The following is a 17,201-nucleotide window of genomic DNA, read 5'->3' on the forward strand; positions in this document are numbered from 1 at the left end:
GCTCCACCCCATCCGGCGCCGCGCGCCACCTTCCCCGCGCTTCGCGCGGAGAAGGAGCAGTGCCTAACTTCCCCGTTTCTCCGCCACTGCCACGGTCAGCGTCATGGCGAGCGCCAGCGAGGCGGCGAGCGAGCGGAAGCCTTCGAAATTCGCTTCCGCCACCTCGAACCAGATCTCGGCGTCGCGGGCGAGCGGCGAGAAGGCGCTGTCGGTGATGGCGATCACCGGCACCTTCATGCGCGCCGCTTGCGTCACCAGGGTCACGGTCTCGCTCGCATAGGGCGTGAAGCTCACCGCCAGCACCGCATCCTTGGGGCTGGCGAAGGTGAGGTCATTCGAAGCGAGACCGCCCAGGCCGTCGATCAGCACATGGCGGATGCCGAGCTTGCCGAAGGCATAGGCCATGTAGGAGGAGATCGGGAAGGAGCGCCTGAGACCGACGAGATAGAGGGTGTGCGCCGCGGCGAGCCGCGCCACCGCTCTGTCGAGCGTCTTGGGCTCGAGCCTGTCCGACAGGTCGGCGATCGATTTCTGCGCCGCTTCCGAGAAGCCCTCGAACAGAATATGCGCCTTGGATGCCGAGCGCGCATGCTCGCGCAATTGCGCCATGCGCTCCTCGTAATTTGGCACCCGGTCGCGCAGGCGGGCACGGAAGATCTCCTGCAATTCGGAAAAGCCCTGATAGCCCAGAGCCTGGGAAAACCGGATCAATGAGGAGGGCTGCACCTCGGCCTGCTCGGCGATCGATGCGACCGTGCCGAAGGCGATGTCGTCGGGATGATCGAGCGCGAAGGCGGCGATCTGGCTCAAGCGCTTGGGCAGCGTCTTGCCGCGTTCGATGATACTCGCCTTCAGCGTCGCAAAATCCCGCGGGGCAGCGTCGGTTGTGGCCATGCGGCCATTGCAACAGAAGGGCTTGACGTCGTCAAGCAAAAATGGAATAAATGTTCCAACAATAAGAATAATCAACAGAATATTCTATTTCGGATCCGGCTGCCCGGGTCCTGAAGAGGGAGGAAGGGCAGGTTGACCACCGAAACCGCGCTGCTCGAAGCCAAGGGCGTCACGAAATATTTCGGCGCCGTCACCGCATTGCGCAATGTGAACTTTCATGTGAATTCCGGCGAAGCGCTGGGCGTCGTCGGCGACAATGGTGCCGGCAAGTCGACGCTGATGAAGATCCTCTCCGGCCTCTATCAGCCGAGCGAGGGACAGCTCGTCTTCGCAGGCCAGCCCGTCCATTTCTCCAGCCCGCGGACCGCGCGCAATATGGGCATCGAGATGGTCTATCAGGATTTCGCCCTGGCCGGAAACCTGCCCATCTATGAGAATATCTATCTCGGCCGGGAGCCCGGCATGAAATTCGGCGGGCTTACCGTCATCGATCGCGCCAAAGCGCGCGAAATGGCGCAGGCCCATCTCGACAAGCTCAAGATCCATGTCCGCAGCGTCGACCAGCCGGTGGAGGAGCTCTCCGGCGGCCAGCGCCAGGCGGTCGCCATCGCACGCGCCACCGCCTTCGATGCCAAGGTCGTCATCATGGACGAGCCGACGGCGGCGCTTGCCATCAAGGAGGTCGGCAAGGTGCTCGACCTCATCAAGACGCTGAAGGAGCATGGTGTCGCTGTGATCATGATCTCGCACCGCATGGACGATATCTTCTATGCCTGCGACCGGGTGATGGCCCTTTTCCACGGCGCCAATTTCGCCGATTCACCGCTCGACAAGACAAGCCGCAACGAGGTCATCGGCTGGATCATGGGCACCAAGGATCATACCGCGCAGCTCGCGCATGACCGGGTGCACTGATGATCAGCAACAATCCCGCTTTGTCGAAATTCCTCGAGAGCTACGGCATCATCGTCGTCATCATACTCATGATGGCGTTCCTCTATGCGACGCAACCGGCCGTCTTCCTCTCGGCCACCAATCTCACCAATATTCTCAAGCAGAATGCTTATCCGGCCATGCTCGCACTTGGCATGTTCGTTGTAATCATCACGGCCGGCATTGATCTGTCGGTCGGATCGATTCTGGTGCTTGCAATGATGTGCCTTGCTATTGCCGACAAGGCGGGTGTCCCTTGGCCTATTGTGCTACTCATTGGCCCCGCAGTCGGCATTGTTTGCGGCCTTTTCAACGGCCTTGGCTATACAATGCTTAAGCTGCCGCACCCCTTCATCATGACGCTCGGCACGCTGTACACCTTTCGCGGCATCAGCAACCGCATAAGCCTGGCACCAATCTCAGGTTTGCAGCCGGAAGTGCGGTATCCGGGACAGGCATTTTACTCGTGGGGAATGTTAGCCCCTCCCGCGGGCATTCCGGTCAGCTTCTTTCTAGTCATTATCTGCGCCGTGGGCCTCTGGTTCTTCCTCAACCGCACCAATATGGGTCGTCATATCTTTGCCATCGGTGGCAATCCGCAGGCAGCGCGCGTGTCTGGCATCGATGTCGACCGCGTGCTGGTCTATGTTTATGCGATCTGCGGCTTCTTCGCCGGTCTTGCAGCGTTGCTGCTCGCCGGCCGAATGGATTCGGGCTTTCCGCTTGCCGGGACCGGCGCCGAACTCGATGCCATCGCTGCAGTCATCATCGGCGGCGCAAGCTTTTTCGGAGGGCGCGGCACGGTGCTTGGCGTGCTGGCCGGCGTCCTCATCATGGGACTGCTGCGCAACGGGCTCAATCTCAACAATATCAATCCGTTCTGGCAGCAGATTCTGATAGGTCTCATCATTATCCTGGCCGTCTATATCGACGTGCTGCGGCGCCGTGCGGCAACACGCAAATAGATTTACGCAGCCGGGGCCTTGTCTCCGTGCCGGCCGCGATCTGAATTGGAGACGTCATGTTCCAAGGGAGGAGTAGATGAAGAAATTTCTGATCGCGGGTGCGGCACTTGCGGCGATGAATTCGATGGCCTTCGCCGATCCGATCGTGCTCGACATGAAAGGCCCGGGGGCGGGCAATCCGTTCTGGGCGGCGGTGCAAGCCGGCGCCGAGGAGAAGGGCAAGGAACTCGGCGTCGAAGTGGTGGTGATGTCTCCGCCGGCCGAATCGGATGTCGCGGCGCAGATCGCGCAGCTCGAGGACATGCTGGCCAAGGGCATTTCCGGCCTCGCTCTGGCGCCGACCGATCCCAACGCACTGGCGCCCGTCGTCGATGCGGCCAAGGCCAAGAACGTGCCGGTCGTCTTCGTCGACACCAAGGGCACCAATGAAGGCGTGACCTTCATCGGCACCAACAACGAGGTCGGCGCCAAGCTTGCGGCCGATTTCATCTGCTCGAAGGTCGAGAAGGGCTCGGAAGTGGCGATCCTGCAGGGCATCATCACCCAATCGACCGGCCAGGCGCGCGCCACCGGCGCCAAGACCGGCCTCGAGGCTTGCGGCCTCAAGGTCGTCGCCGAGCAGCCGGCCGACTGGGACCGCGCCAAGGGCCAGTCGGTGATGGAGAACGTCCTCACCGGCAATCCCAATATCAAGGCGGTCTTTGCCTCCAACGACAATATGGCGCTCGGCGCCGTCGAGGCCCTGAAAGCGGCCGAGAAGCTCAAGGACGTCATGGTGGTCGGCTTCGACGCCAATCCGGATGCCGCGGCCTCGATCCTTGCCGGCGACATGACGGCTTCCGTCGCCCAGGCGCCCAAGAATATGGGGGCCTTCGCGGTCGAGAATCTCGTCAAATTGCAGAAGGGCGAGAAGATCGACGCGGTGATCGATACCGGCACGGTGCTGGTCACCAAGGACAATGCCGACCAGTACAAATAAGACAGGTTTGATCTTGCAGTAAGGACAGGTCCCGGCGAAAGTCGGGACCTGTTGCTTTTGTCAGAGGACGTCATGGCATCTCTCGGTGTGGCACTGATCGGAACCGGCTTCATGGGCAAGTGCCATGCGATGGCGTGGAGCCATGTGCGACCGGTCTTCGGCGACCTGCCCGATATCAGGCTCGAGACCCTGTGCGATGTCGATCCCGAGCTGACGCTGCGGCGCTCGCGCGACTATGGCTTTGCGCGTGCCGAAACCGATTGGCGCAAGCTCATCGAGGATGACCGCATCGATGTCGTATCGATCACCGCGCCCAACAATGTGCATCGTGAGATGGCGGTCGCCTTCCTCGAAGCCGGCAAGCATGTGTGGTGCGAGAAGCCGATGGCGCTCACCCTCGATGAGGCCGAGGCCATGGCGGCGGCGGCCCGCAAGGCCAGAGGCCGCACGCTGCTCGGCTATAACTACATCAAGAATCCGGCCGTGCTGCATGCCCGCCATCTGGTCACCGCGGGCGCCATCGGCGATGTCGTGCATTTCCGCGGGCAAGTGGACGAGGACTACCTCGCCTCGCCCGACGTGCCGTGGAGCAAAAGGGCGCGCATCGATTTGTGGGGCCTGGGCACGCTCGGCGACATCACCTGCCATCTGGTGAGCTTCGCGCATTTCCTCATCGGCGATATCGCCCGCGTCTCGGCCGACATGGAGACGGTGGTGAGGCAGCGCCCGGTGCCGGGCACGGACGAAATGCGCGAGGTCGAGAATGAGGACATCGCCCATGCCATCGTACGCTTCAGGAGCGGCATCTCGGGCACGCTGCTGTCGAGCCGCGCCGCCTGGGGGCGCAAGAGCCTGATCCGTTTCGAGATCCATGGCACAAGAGGCATGCTCACCTTCGACCAGGAGCGGATGAATGAACTGCAGCTCTATGTGAATGAAGGGCCGGAAGCGACGCGCGGCTTCCGCACCATCCTCACCGGCCCGGTCCATTCACCCTATGGCCAATTCACCCCGGCGCCCGGCCATCAGCTGGGCTTCAACGAGCTCAAGGTCATCGAGGCCAAGCATTTCCTCGATTGCATCGCCAGTGGAGCGGAATGCTTCGTCAATTTCGAAGAAGGCCTCAAGATCGAGCGCGTCATCCACGGCATGGCACGCTCGGCCAGGGAGAAGACATGGGTCGAGGTGAGTTGAGTAATTACCCTCCCCGCAAGGGGGAGGGGAACAGGTTCAGCCTTCATCGAATCCCCTGGCGCCGCCGCGGCCTTCATCGCCGTTGCGCCGCCGCTTGTTCGGCGGCGGCATGTTGCCATTGCCGTCCGCGAGAGCGCGCTTGAGCCTCCTGATGATGACGGCCCGCGCCTTCTCGTCGGCGGCTTTGCCGATCTCGTCGTTGATGGCGAGCGTCAGCTCGGCCAGCTCGTTGTGCCAATCGCGGCGCGCCATCTTGTCGGGGCTGATGCGCGGCGTGACCTCGGCGGCGCGGCGCACCGGCGCTTCGCCCGATAGGTCGTAAATGTCATCGAGGATCGGACGCCCGATCCGGTCGGCAGCCATGATGCCCGCTGACGCCATGTCATCGGCCATGGCGAGCTGGGCCTCTTCCTCGCCATGGGTCAGGAACACCATGCGCGCGATGGGCAGGCGCTCGCGCAGCCATTGCAGCAGTTCCGGGCCATCGGCATGACCGGAATAGTCCTCGAAGCGGCGGATCGTGGCGCGTACCTTGATCTCCTCGCCGTGGATCTTGACCGCCTGGGCGCCCTCTTCGAGAAGCCGGCCCAGCGTGCCTGCCGCCTGGAAGCCGACGAGCAGCACCGTGGCGTTGGGCTTGAACAGGTTGTTCTTGAGATGATGGCGGATACGGCCGGCCTCGCACATGCCGCTTGCCGCGACGATGATGTGGAAGCCCGAGAAGCGGGCAATCGCCTTGCTCTCCTCGACGCTTTCCGTCGTCTTCACATAGGGTGACGCCAGCGCCCTCACCAGCGCCTCGCCATTTTCCAATGATTTCGCATGCTGCGAGAAGATTTCGGTCGCCTTGAGCGCCAGAGGCGAGTCGATGAAGACCGGCGCATTGGGGATGACGCCCTTGTCCATCAGCGCGATCAGGTCGACCAGGATCTCCTGGGTGCGCTCGACCGCGAAAGAGGGGATGAGCACCGCGCCCTGGCGACTCGCGGCGGCGCGCAGCTCGGTGCCCAGGTTCTCGCGGCGCTTCTCTTCCGAACGCGCGAAACGGTCCTTGCCGCCATAAGTCGATTCGCAAACGACATAGTCGAAATCGGTCGGTGCTTCGGGATCGGGCTGGAACAATTTCTGGTCGGGGCCGATATCGCCGGAGAAGAGGAGGCGCAGCGGCCCCCGCCCAGGACGCTCGATCTCGACCTCGATCGAGGCCGAGCCCAGCAGATGGCCGGCATTCCAGTAGCGCGCGCGAATGCCGGGCACCGGAGTGATCCACGTCTTGTAGGCGATGCCCTCGAAATGCGTGAGCGCGTCGCGAGCGTCGTCGGCCGTATAGATCGGCTCGACCTCGGGGAGGCCGCGTTTGCGGTTCCGCTCATTGAGCTGCCTGACCTCGGTCTCCTGGATGAAGCCCGAATCCGGCAGCATCACCGCGCAGAGATCACAGGTCGCATGGGTCGCATGAATCTTCCCGGCAAAGCCCGCCTTGACCAGCTTCGGGATGAGGCCGGCATGGTCGATATGCGCATGCGTCAGCAGCATGGTGTCGACCTTGCGGGTATCGAACGGGAAGGCGCGGTAGTTGAGCTCCTTCTCGGTCTTCGATCCCTGGAACATGCCGCAATCGACGAGGAGGCGCGCCCGATCGGTCTCGATCATGTAGCAGGATCCCGTGACGACGCGGGTGGCGCCGTGGAAATGCAGCTTGACGGTCATGCTCTATCCTTTGTGTTCCGGGATCTTGAGGCCGCGGGCGAGAAGGCCTTGCCACGCCTCTTCCGGCGTGTCGGCGAAGGCGAAGAGGTCGAGGTCGGCTTCCCCGCACAGGCCTTCATCGACGAAGCGGCGGAAATTGATCGTCTTGTGCCAGAAGATGCTGTCATAGAGAACGATCGGCACGGCATCGTCCATCTTGTTTGTCTGCCTGAGGGTGAGTATCTCGAACAGCTCATCGAGCGTGCCGAAGCCGCCGGGAAAGACGACAAGCGCATCGGCGCGCATGGCGAAATGCATCTTGCGCATCGCGAAGTAGTGAAAGCGGAAAGTAAGCTCCGGTGTCGAATAGGCGTTGGGCTCCTGCTCATGCGGCAAAGTGATGTTGTAGCCGATCGAGGGCGCGCCCACGTCATGGGCGCCGCGATTGGCCGCCTCCATGATGCCGGGGCCGCCGCCCGTGGCGATGACGTTGCGGCGCGGCGCCGAATGGCTGTGGAGGGCGCCGCCACTTTTGGAGACGATGCGGGCGAAGGCGCGCGCCGCCTCATACCAGCCGCGCTTGTCGCCCTCCCTGACGCGTGCGGAGCCGAAGACCACCACGGTCGAGGCCACGCCCCATTTGCGCAGGTATTCTTCCGCTTTCTGATATTCGAGCTGGAAGCGCACGCCGCGGGTCGTGTCGCCCAGAACGAAGTCCTGGTCGAGGGCGGCGATCCGGTAGGCCGGGGACGCCATCTGGGCTTTGTTGTCGATCATTCAATCAATCCTTTGGCATTAGGGATTAGGGTCTCAAGCCCTTGCAATCAAGGGCTCAATGTCTCAACGTCGGCAGATCAGAAGGGGGTGTGCATGGCCAATCCGTTTGCCGGGAAGTTCAGGGTCGAGGGCAGGAATTTCGCCCTTGCCAAGGTCGATCCGCGCGACGACAGCGCCTTTGCCGGCAAGGAGAAGGCCAAGGCGCAGATCGCGGAGGACGCCGAAGCGATCAACCAGCTGCAGGACCGCCTCTATGCCGAGGGCGACCGCAGCCTTCTGGTCGTCCTGCAGGGGATCGATTGCAGCGGCAAGGACGGAACGGTGCGTGCGGTATTCAACACATGCGGGCCGATCGGCGTCGAGGTCACACCCTTCAAGGTGCCGAGCGAGGAAGAGCGCGACCACGACTATCTCTGGCGCGTCCACAAGGCCTGCCCGCGCAAGGGCATCATCGGCATCTTCAACCGCTCGCATTACGAGGATGTGCTGGTGGTGAAAGTGAAGAAGCTCGCGAGACCGGAAGCCATCGAGCGGCGCTATGAGGAGATCAACCAGTTCGAGAAGATGCTTTCCGACAACGGCACGCGCATCCTCAAATTCATGCTGCATATCTCGAAGGAGGAGCAGGCCGAGCGCCTCAAGGAGCGCGTCACCGACCCGACCAAGCAATGGAAGTTCAATCCAGGCGATCTCGCCGACCGCAAATTGTGGGACGACTATATGGCGGCCTATGAGACGGCGCTCAAGCGCTGCTCGACGGCGCATGCGCCCTGGCATGTCATTCCCGCCGACCGCAACTGGACGCGCAATGCCGCCATCGCGCGCGTCGTGCGCGAGACACTGGAAGACATGGCGCCCAAATATCCGCCGCCCGACGGCTGGGATCCGAAGACGGTGGTGATCGAATAAGCGTCACTCCGCCGGCGACGGCAGCGGCGCGAGCGATGGCGCTGCGGCCTTGCGGCCGAACAGGCTGTAGACGGCGGGCACCACGAAGAGCGTCAGCAGCGTGCCAACGGTCATGCCGCCGACAATGACCCAGCCGATCTGGTGGCGGGCCTCCGAGCCGGCGCCGGTCGCCAGTGCCAGCGGCACGGCGCCCAGAACCATGGCGCATGTGGTCATCAGGATCGGGCGCAGACGCAAGGTGGCCGCCTCGGTGATGGCCTCGGCGCGGTTCTTGCCGTCCTCCTCCTGCAGCCGGTTGGCGAAATCGACGATCAGGATGCCGTGCTTGGTGATGAGGCCGACGAGGGTAACGAGGCCGATCTGCGAATAGATGTTGAGCGTGCCGCCGGTAAGCTTCAGCGTGAGAAGGGCGCCCGCCATCGACAGGGGTACGGTCAGCATGATCATCAGGGGATCGCGGAAGCTCTCGAACTGCGCCGACAGCACGAGATAGATGAAGCACAAGGCCAGCACGAAAATGAACATCACATTGCTGCTTGCGTCGCGGAATTCGCGGCTCTGTCCCGACACATCGGTCAGCACGTTATTGGGCAGGATCTCGGCGGCGGTCCGGTTGACCGCCTGCAGCGCCTGTCCCAGTGTGTAGCCGGGCGCCACATTGGCCTGGATGGTGACCGAGCGCAGCTGGTTGAAGCGGCGCAGATCCTTGGGCGCCACCGTCTCGGTGACCTGGACGACATTGGCGAGCTGGATCATCTCGTCATTGGCGCCCTTCACGAACATGCGGGCGAGATTGTCGGGCGCGGTGCGGGCGCTGGCGTCGAGCTGGACGATGACGTCATACTGCTCGCCGCCGATCTCGAAGCGCGTCACCTGGCGGCCGCCCAGCATGGTCTCCAGCGTGCGCCCGATGACCGAGACATCGAGGCCGAGATCGGCGACCCGGTCGCGGTCGATCTTCACCTCGAGCTGCGGCTTGTTGAGCTCGAGATCCGAATCGAGATCGGCCAGCGCAGGCTCCTGCTTCAGCCGCTCGAACATGGCATCGCGATATTTCTCCAGATCGTCATAGGTGCCCGATGTCTGGATGACGAATTCAACCGGGCGGCCCGCCCCGCGGCGGCCGAAGCCGGCGGGCGAGCGCGCCGAGACCTGAGCGCCGGCGATCTTGCGCAATTGCGGTCCCAGGCGCTGGGCGATCTGCGCCTGGGTCACGTCGCGTTCGGAATAGGCCTTGAGGCGGCCGATGGCGTTGAACTGGTTGACATCCTGCTGGCCGATATTGACGAGATAGGCGCGCATATTGGGCGCTTTGGCAAGGATCGCCTCGACCTCGTTGGCATAGCGGCTGGTGAAAGCGAGCGTCGAGCCTTCCGGCGTATTCCCCGAGAGCTGGAGAACGCCGCGGTCCTCGGTCGGGGTCAGCTCCGAATTGAGCCCGGTGAACAGGAAGCCGCCAAGGCCGGCCACGGCGAGCGCGATCAGGAACACGAAATAGCGCGCCTTGATCGCGAATTTCAGCGCGCCGCGATAGAGCCGCTCGAGGCGGGCAAGGCTTCCCTCGATGAAGCGGGCGATGATGTTGGGCCGGTCATTGTGCTTGAGGAATTTCGAGCACATCATCGGCGTCAAGGTGAGCGCGATGAAGCCCGATATGACCACGGCGCCGGCAAGGGTCAGGGCAAATTCGAGGAACAGGCGGCCGGTCGAGCCCGGCATGAAGGCGACAGGCGCGAAGACGGCCGCCAGGGTGAGCGTCATCGCCACGATGGCAAAGCCGATCTCGCGCATGCCCTTGAGTGCCGCAGCGAAAGGCTTCATGCCTTCCTCGATATGGCGGAAGATGTTCTCCAATACGACGATGGCGTCATCGACGACAAGGCCGATGGCCAGCACCATGGCGAGGAGCGTCAGCGTGTTGATCGACAGCCCGGCGAGCAGCATCAGCGCGAAAGTGGTGACGAGCGAGATCGGAATGGTGACGATCGGGATGACCGAGGCCCTGAGCGAGTGCAGGAAGAACATGATGATCAGGATGACGAGGGCGATCGCTTCAAGGATGGTGCGGAAGACCGAGTCCACCGACTGGGCGATGAACTGCGTCGAATCATAGCCGACCTCGGCGGTGACCCCTTCGGGGAGCGATTCGAGGATCTGCGGCATGACGGCATTCACCGCCTTGGATACGTCGAGCGGATTGGCGACCGCCTGCTTGATGATGCCGGCGGTGATCGATGTCTGGCCCATATAGCGGCTGGAGCGGCGCAGATCGGTGGAGCCGAGCTCGACGCGGGCGACATCGCCGAGCTTGACCTGCAGCCCGCCCGCCGATTTGAGCATGATGTTGCGGAATTCCTCCGGCGTCGAAAGCGAGGTCTTGGACAGGACAGTGAATTCACGCTCGCTGCCCTCGATGCGGCCGGCCGGGATCTCGGCATTCTGCTGGCGCAGCGCGTCCTCGACGTCCTGGGCGGTGAGGCCGTAGCCGGCGAGCCGGTCGCGGTCGATCCAGATGCGCATGGCATAGCGCCGCTCGCCGAAGATGATGACATCGGCGACACCGGTCAGGTTCTTGAACCGGTCGAGAAGATAGCGGTCGACATAGTCGGTCAGGTCTATGGCGTTCATCCGGTCGGACCGGAAGTTCAGGAAGATGATGGGCTGCGCATCGGCTTCGACCTTGGCGATGATCGGGTCGTCGACCTCGTCGGGCAGGCGGCCGCGCACGCGGCTGACGCGGTCGCGCACGTCGCTCGCGGCGGTATCTACATTGACATCCGACTTGAAGCGGATGGTGATGCGGCTCGATTCGGTGCGGCTGGTCGATTCGATGATGTCGATGCCCTCGATGCCGGCAAGCGATCCTTCGAGCACCTGGGTGATCTGCGATTCGATGAGTGCGGCGGAAGCGCCCGGATATCTGGTCGTCACCGAGACGACCGGCTCATCCACCTTGGGATATTCGCGCACCGTGAGCCGGCCATAGGCGACGATGCCGATGAGCAGCAGGATGAGGCTCAGGACGGTGGCGAAGACGGGGCGGCGGATGCAGAGTTCCGAGATCGACATGCGGGCGGCCTCAGCCTTCGACGGCGGCCGAGGTCGTCGGAACGATCTCGACATTGGCGCCGTCGCGCAGGCGCGCTTGCCCCGCGATCACCACCTGCTGGCCGATATCGACGCCCTCGATGATCTCGACAAAGCCGTTCTCGCGACGGCCGGCGAGGACCTTGGTCTCCTTCGCCTTGCCGTTGTCGGCCTTGTAGACGAGGAAATCATTGCCGCGCGGCACCAGCGCGCTTTCCGGGATGGTCACGGCGGTGCGCGGGATGCCCTTGACCGTGATGCGGGCCAGGAGGCCCGGGCGCAATTTGCCGTCCTGGTTGTCGAGCGTCGCCTTCACCCTGATGGCCCGGCCATTGACGTCGATCGCCGGATCGATGGCGTAGATCGTGCCCTCGAAGCGCGTGGCGGGCAAAGCGTCGGCGATGATCTCGATCTTCTGGCCGACGGAGAGCTTCGAGAGATAGACTTCCGGCACGCTGAAATTGACCTTCAGCCGGTCGATCTTCTCGAGATTGACCAGCGGCGTGCCGGCGGTGACATAGGCGCCCGGCGAAATGGTGCGGAAGCCGAGCACGCCGGGGAAGGGCGCCTTGATCGACAGTTTCTCATGCTGGGCCTTCATGAGATCGAAGGCCGCCTGGGCGACCGACAATTCCGACAGGGCCGTGTCGAGGGTCGTCTGCGAGGCGGTGCCCGATTTGCGCAAGGCGACGGCGCGCTCGTAATTGGCCTTGGCCAAGGTGAGGCGCGCCTCGGCATCGGTGAGCTGGGCGGTGATCAGGGCGTCATCGAGGGTGATCAACACGGCGCGGGCGGCGACCACATCGCCCTCGGTGAAGCGGATCTCGGAAACGCGGCCATCGGTCTCGGTGGCGATCTGGACCGACTCGTCGGAAAGCAGCGAGCCCACCGCGGTGATGTCGTCGCTCAGCGTCTTGGCGGCGGCGGCGGCGACCTCGACGGGGGAGGCATTGGGCGGTGCGGCCTGGCGCTTCTTCTGGTCCGGCTTGGCCTGGCTTTCGGCGAGCTTGCTGTTTGCCTCGGTCCACAACGCCGTCACCCAGCCTGTCTGCTGCGCGTAATAGCCGGCAGCTGACAGAACGGCTAGAACAAACAGGGAAACCAGCGTTTTTCTCATCGAGCCCCATAATACCGAAAAAACGATCCGGAGCCTATGGCGCCAGGACAGGTTCCTCCTAGCGCCACAGGCTCCCGCTCACCCCTCGATCATGTTCATGACATTTGACAGTTCGTCAAAAGTCACGTGATCCAAGGATTAAGACGAAGCCACAGGTAAAACCCGTCGGATTAATGGCAGGTAATCCCGAAAGAGGGGATCACGCAGGCGTGATGGGGCCGGAAATGCGGCCCTGCTTGTCGGTCGTGAAAAGCGCCTCTTCGCCCCGGGCCAAGGTGAGCGTGCCCTTCTTGCGCGCGATCGTCACGGCGCCGAGCGGCGTTTCGACCGGGCCGACCGTGAAATCCTTGCCCTCATTGCGCAGCTGCCAGCCCTGCCAGGGTGAGAAGCTCATCACCCGCGCTTGTTGCAGGAAGGGCAGAAGCGCCGACCAGGAATAGAAGGGATCGGTATCCGGCTGATCGAGGCCTTCGCCGGTGCCCGGATGGTAATTCTCCGGCGACAGGCGGCGCTCGTTCCAGCTTTTGGTGAAGAGATGCCAGCTTCTGTCGATGAGCCGGTCGGCGGCCTCATATTCACCCGCCCGCTCGAGCCCGTTCCACACCAGCCAGTTGAGGATCGGCCAGATGCGGCCGCGCCAATAGACATTGTCGGCAAGGGCCGGATCATCGCGCGACACCGAAGGCAGGCCGAACTCGCCGCCGAATTTCGCCGGATCTTCGAGATGCTTCACCAGATGCTTCTGCTGCTGCTTCGAAGCCGCGCCGCACAACAGGGGATAGAAGCTGGTCGGTGCCACGCTTTTCGCGAAACCGCCCGACCACAAGCGGTTGGCGAAGATGTTGCGTTTCTCGTCCCAGAAATGCGTGCCGATCTTCTTGCGCAAGGAAGCGGCGTTGGCGTCGTGCTTCTTCGCTTCCGCCACACGGCCGAGGGCGCGGGCCATATGCGCCAGCATCTCGCAATCGAGGCAGACGAGGCAATTGAGGCCGACATCCTCGACATCGAGGGTGCGGCTCTTCTCGTTCCAGCGCGCCTCGTCATGGATGGGCGAATTGTCCATGAAGGATTCGTCCTTGGCGGCGAGCTTGGTGCCCTTATAGAGGCCCTGACCCACATCGGACGAGCCGAATTCGAGGATGCCATTGCCATTGCCGTCGCGCGCCGACCTGATCCACTCATTGTTGCGTGCCAGAATCTCATAGGCCATGTCGATGAAAAGCCGGCTGCCGGTGCGCAAATAGATCTGCCAGACGATGAAGGAGATGACCGGCGTCTGGGTGCGGTCGACCCAGGCGTCATTGCCGGTCATGATGCAGGGCAGATTGCCTTGCGGCGTCGCGGCCGAGAGCAGCATCGCCAGATTCTCGCGCGCCTGGTCGGGGTCGAACTGCGCCACGAGGAAGGCGTTGATCGCCGTATCGTTGAGCCAGAAGCCGAAGCCGCCGAATTTCTTGAGGTCCCAGTTGCGCGAGCAGGTGATGTAGGGGCGGTGGTTGACGCTGTCCCAGATGGTGTTCCAGCCCATGATGTCGGCCATCGCATCGAGCGCCGCGCCGCGCGAGGTGGCCTTTGCCGGCGAAGGCAGCCTGGCGAGCTGCGCCAGTGCCTGGTCCTTGCGGTCTGCGATGGAAATGGCGAAGTCGTTCTCCGGCGCCTCTTCGAGATTGAAGCGCAAGGCCAGGACCTTGGCCGCGCTGCTGCGTGAAGCGAGATACCAATAGCCATTGGTCTCATATTCGGAACGCAGGGCATCGAGCGTCTCATGCCCCGTGACCAGCAGCGGATCATGCTTCGCCCTGATCGCCACGGTGCGCGGACCGACGGTGCAGAAAGCGGTGCGGCTTTCCTCGTCATAGTGCCACAGCGCGCCGTCATTCTGGCTGAGCGCCAGCACGACCCAGAAGCGCAGGCCCCATTCGCCGAATCTCGCCGCCTTCCATGAACCGGCGACGCCGAAAGTGGATGTCTTGCGCCAGGTCCAGTCGAGATGGGTGCCGCCATGCGAGAAATTGGCCTCTATCAGGCTGCCATCCGGCTCGTGCCGGCCGAGGCGGATGTCGGAACCCGGGCCCATCAGCGTCGTCTTGCCGGTGCTTGCCGCATAGAAGACGGGCGTCACTTTCACGCCGAGCGGCAGATGCGACATTTCGAGATAGCGGTCGGCGGCCCAGCTGTTCCAGGCGCGCGAGGCCGGGATATTGGGGGTGCGCAGATAGTTCGGAACCGTCATGGCGTCCAGGCTTTCAGCAATGTGTCGGTGTCGATGAGCTCGACCTGCTGGTCGAAACGCGGATAGATGCCGTCGAGTGCGGCCTTGTGGCTCGCCGCATTCGAGCTCGCAATGGCGTCCTCGATCAGGATGGTGCGATAGCCGCGATCGACCGCCGTCAGAGCGGTGGCGAGCACGCAGACATCGGTCTCGACGCCGGTGAAGATGATCGTGTCGGCCTCCAGCTCATCGAGCGCCGTCTGAAATTCCAATGCCTCGAAGGCCGAATGCGCATATTTGTCGATCACGCGCGCCGGCGGCACGAAGTGGCGCAAGGGCGGCAGGAGATCGAGCAGATCGGGATCGATATTGCTGGTGAGCACGCTCCGCCAATGGCGGTAATAGATCTGCCATTGGCCCTTGGCTTCCTCGGCATGCTCGGGCGTCAGGAAACGGGTGAACAAGGTGAGATGCGGCGCATGGGCCGAGATGCGCCTCACCTGCGGCTCGATCGCATGGACGACGGGCGAGGCCCATTCGCTGTCTTCCGCGAAGAGAAGCTGCATGTCGATCGCGGCATGGACGGCGCGGGTGCCGATGGCCCCGAAGCGCAATCCCCGGATGCTCATGGCGCCACCGGGATGGTCTGATCCTTGTCCCAGCTCACCGTGACTAAGGTGCCGGTATCGAGCACTTCACCGGTCTGGTTCTGGATGAAGGCGAGAAGCGGCACATCGCCCATGGCCTTGGTGCGGATGCGGTAGGTGACGCTGGCGCCGGAATAGATCGCCTGGGTGATCTCGCCGGCAAGGCTGTTGCCGGCGGCTTTCTTCCTGCCGCTGGCGACGCGCAATTTCTCCGGCCGCACGATGGCGGCACCGGTCGCGGCCTTCAAGGTCTCGATCATCGTGCCGTCGGCCAGCTTGAGCCCGTCCTTCACCGGCGTGCCGCGGAAGACATTGGCATCCCCTAGGAAATTGGCGGCGAAGATATTGGCCGGGCGCTCATAGACGGTCTGCGGCGCATCGACCTGGATGAGCTTGCCCTGGTCGATGATGGCGATGCGGTCAGAGAGAGTGAGCGCCTCTTCCTGGTCGTGGGTCACGAAGATGGCGGTGACGCCGGTCTCGCGCTGGATCTCCTTCAACTCGACCTGCATCTCCTGGCGCAGGCGGCGGTCGAGCGCGCCCAGAGGCTCATCAAGGAGGAGGACCTTGGGCCGGGTGATCAAGGCGCGGGCCAGCGCCACACGCTGCTGCTGGCCGCCCGACAGCTGCTTCGGGTAACGCCCTTCGAGGCCGGACAGGCGCACCAGCCCCAGCATCTCGGTGACGCGCTTCCTGATGTCCTCGCGCGGCGTCGATCGGACATCGAGGCCGAAGCCGACATTGTCGGCAATGGTGAGATGCGGGAAGAGGGCATAGGACTGGAACACCATGCCGATGGCGCGGCGATGCACCGGAACATTCTCCACCTGCTCGCCATCGAAGGAAATCGAACCCTCATCGGGCACGATGAATCCCGCGACGGAGCGCAGCAAGGTGGTCTTGCCCGAGCCCGAGGGTCCGAGCAGGCCGAAGAACTCGCCGTCATTGAAGGTGATGGTGACATTGTCGAGCGCGGCAAAACTGCCATAGCGCTTGCTCACATGCAGGATGTCGACGCGGCTCATCAATTATCTCCGCCGAATTTGTAGTTGCGGGCGACGATCAGCATGAGGCCCATGGAAAAGAGGATGATGATGGAGGAAATGGCGTTGATCTCCGGAGTGAAGCCCTTGCGGATGGAGGTGTAGATCTCGACCGGCAGGGTCGAGGTGCCGGGCGGCGCCAGGAAATAGGAAATGACGAACTGGTCGAAGGACACCGCGAAGGCGAACAGCGCTGCGGCGGTGATGCCGGGCGCCAGCACCGGGATGGTGACGCGCCAGAAGGCCTGCCAGGGCGTGGCGCCGAGGCTCGCGGCGGCCTCCTCGAGCTCAGGGCCGAAATTGGCGAAGCGGGCGCCGACCACGACGATCACATAGGGCAAGGACAGCGCCACATGGCCGAGCAGGATGGCGTGCAGGCCGCGCCCGATGCCGGTCCAGAAGAAGAAGATGAGCATCGAGGTGCCGATGATCAGCCAGGGAATGGTGATCGGCGGGAAGAGCAGGAGCTGCAGCAGGCGCTTGGCGCGGAATTCGTAGCGGGCGAAGGCGTAGGCGGCGAGCGTGCCGAGCGCGGTGGCGATCACTGTGTTGATGCAGGCGATCCACACGCTGTTCCAGCTCGCCTGCAGCAGCCGCTCGTTGGTGCTGAGCGCCTTGAACCAGACGAGATCGAAGGTGAAGGGCATTTCATAGAGCGCCGAGCGGTTGAAGGCCATGGCGATCATCACCACGATCGGCAGATAGAGAAAGACGAGCACGAATGCGAGATAGAGTTTGACGACGCGCTGGGCCAT

At 63.2% G+C, this 17,201-nt stretch carries 14 protein-coding genes; 5 read left to right on the forward strand and 9 right to left on the reverse strand.

The window, feature by feature from the left end; translation table 11 throughout:
- Positions 1 to 63: 63 nt before the first annotated feature.
- Positions 64 to 894, reverse strand: a complete 831-nt coding sequence (locus tag DT068_RS27405) for a MurR/RpiR family transcriptional regulator (protein ID WP_119393146.1) — start codon at positions 892 to 894, stop codon at positions 64 to 66.
- A 132-nt stretch (positions 895 to 1,026) separates the two neighbouring features.
- Between DT068_RS27405 and DT068_RS27410 the strand changes: the two genes are divergently transcribed.
- From DT068_RS27410 to DT068_RS27425, 4 genes are all read left to right on the forward strand, one after another.
- The gene (locus tag DT068_RS27410) at positions 1,027 to 1,809 is read left to right on the forward strand and encodes an ATP-binding cassette domain-containing protein (protein WP_119393095.1); all 783 of its coding nucleotides are present in this window, start codon (positions 1,027 to 1,029) and stop codon (positions 1,807 to 1,809) included.
- Positions 1,809 to 2,792: an ABC transporter permease gene (locus DT068_RS27415; RefSeq protein WP_119393096.1), complete on the forward strand. Its 984-nt coding sequence runs from the start codon at positions 1,809 to 1,811 to the stop codon at positions 2,790 to 2,792. The genes DT068_RS27410 and DT068_RS27415 overlap by 1 nt, the downstream gene beginning before the upstream one ends.
- Before the next feature lie 76 nt (positions 2,793 to 2,868).
- Complete coding sequence (locus DT068_RS27420) at positions 2,869 to 3,771, forward strand: sugar ABC transporter substrate-binding protein (RefSeq protein ID WP_119393097.1); 903 nt, start codon at positions 2,869 to 2,871, stop codon at positions 3,769 to 3,771.
- 72 nt (positions 3,772 to 3,843) lie between these two features.
- Positions 3,844 to 4,965, forward strand: a complete 1,122-nt coding sequence (locus DT068_RS27425; protein ID WP_119393098.1) for a Gfo/Idh/MocA family protein — start codon at positions 3,844 to 3,846, stop codon at positions 4,963 to 4,965.
- A gap of 36 nt (positions 4,966 to 5,001) precedes the next feature.
- Here DT068_RS27425 and DT068_RS27430 read toward each other — a convergent pair whose 3' ends face one another.
- Both DT068_RS27430 and DT068_RS27435 read right to left on the reverse strand, forming a co-directional pair.
- Complete coding sequence (locus tag DT068_RS27430; RefSeq protein ID WP_119393099.1) at positions 5,002 to 6,675, reverse strand: MBL fold metallo-hydrolase; 1,674 nt, start codon at positions 6,673 to 6,675, stop codon at positions 5,002 to 5,004.
- Positions 6,676 to 6,678: 3 nt separating this feature from the next.
- Complete coding sequence (locus tag DT068_RS27435) at positions 6,679 to 7,431, reverse strand: LOG family protein (RefSeq protein WP_119393100.1); 753 nt, start codon at positions 7,429 to 7,431, stop codon at positions 6,679 to 6,681.
- A 93-nt stretch (positions 7,432 to 7,524) separates the two neighbouring features.
- Between DT068_RS27435 and DT068_RS27440 the strand changes: the two genes are divergently transcribed.
- On the forward strand, positions 7,525 to 8,340 hold the full coding sequence (locus DT068_RS27440) for a polyphosphate kinase 2 family protein (protein WP_119393101.1): 816 nt from the start codon (positions 7,525 to 7,527) through the stop codon (positions 8,338 to 8,340).
- A gap of 3 nt (positions 8,341 to 8,343) precedes the next feature.
- Here the strand turns inward: DT068_RS27440 and DT068_RS27445 are convergent, their stop codons facing one another.
- The 6 genes from DT068_RS27445 to DT068_RS27470 all read right to left on the reverse strand — a co-directional run bounded on the left by DT068_RS27445 (position 8,344) and on the right by DT068_RS27470 (position 17,201).
- On the reverse strand, positions 8,344 to 11,409 hold the full coding sequence (locus tag DT068_RS27445; protein WP_119393102.1) for an efflux RND transporter permease subunit: 3,066 nt from the start codon (positions 11,407 to 11,409) through the stop codon (positions 8,344 to 8,346).
- A 10-nt stretch (positions 11,410 to 11,419) separates the two neighbouring features.
- A complete protein-coding gene (locus tag DT068_RS27450) occupies positions 11,420 to 12,544 on the reverse strand; it encodes an efflux RND transporter periplasmic adaptor subunit (RefSeq protein ID WP_119393103.1) in 1,125 nt (374 codons plus the stop codon).
- Positions 12,545 to 12,743: 199 nt separating this feature from the next.
- Positions 12,744 to 14,777 carry an amylo-alpha-1,6-glucosidase gene (locus tag DT068_RS27455; RefSeq protein WP_119393104.1) on the reverse strand — a complete coding sequence of 678 codons (2,034 nt, stop codon included), beginning with the start codon at positions 14,775 to 14,777 and terminating at the stop codon, positions 12,744 to 12,746.
- Complete coding sequence (locus DT068_RS27460) at positions 14,774 to 15,385, reverse strand: cysteine hydrolase family protein (protein WP_119393105.1); 612 nt, start codon at positions 15,383 to 15,385, stop codon at positions 14,774 to 14,776. Before DT068_RS27460 ends, DT068_RS27455 begins: the two co-directional genes overlap by 4 nt.
- Positions 15,382 to 16,428: an ABC transporter ATP-binding protein gene (locus DT068_RS27465; RefSeq protein WP_119393106.1), complete on the reverse strand. Its 1,047-nt coding sequence runs from the start codon at positions 16,426 to 16,428 to the stop codon at positions 15,382 to 15,384. The genes DT068_RS27460 and DT068_RS27465 overlap by 4 nt, the downstream gene beginning before the upstream one ends.
- Positions 16,428 to 17,201: an ABC transporter permease gene (locus DT068_RS27470; RefSeq protein WP_119393107.1), complete on the reverse strand. Its 774-nt coding sequence runs from the start codon at positions 17,199 to 17,201 to the stop codon at positions 16,428 to 16,430. Before DT068_RS27470 ends, DT068_RS27465 begins: the two co-directional genes overlap by 1 nt.

Source organism: Taklimakanibacter lacteus, from assembly GCA_003576695.1.
Taxonomy (GTDB): domain Bacteria; phylum Pseudomonadota; class Alphaproteobacteria; order Rhizobiales; family Aestuariivirgaceae; genus Taklimakanibacter; species Taklimakanibacter lacteus.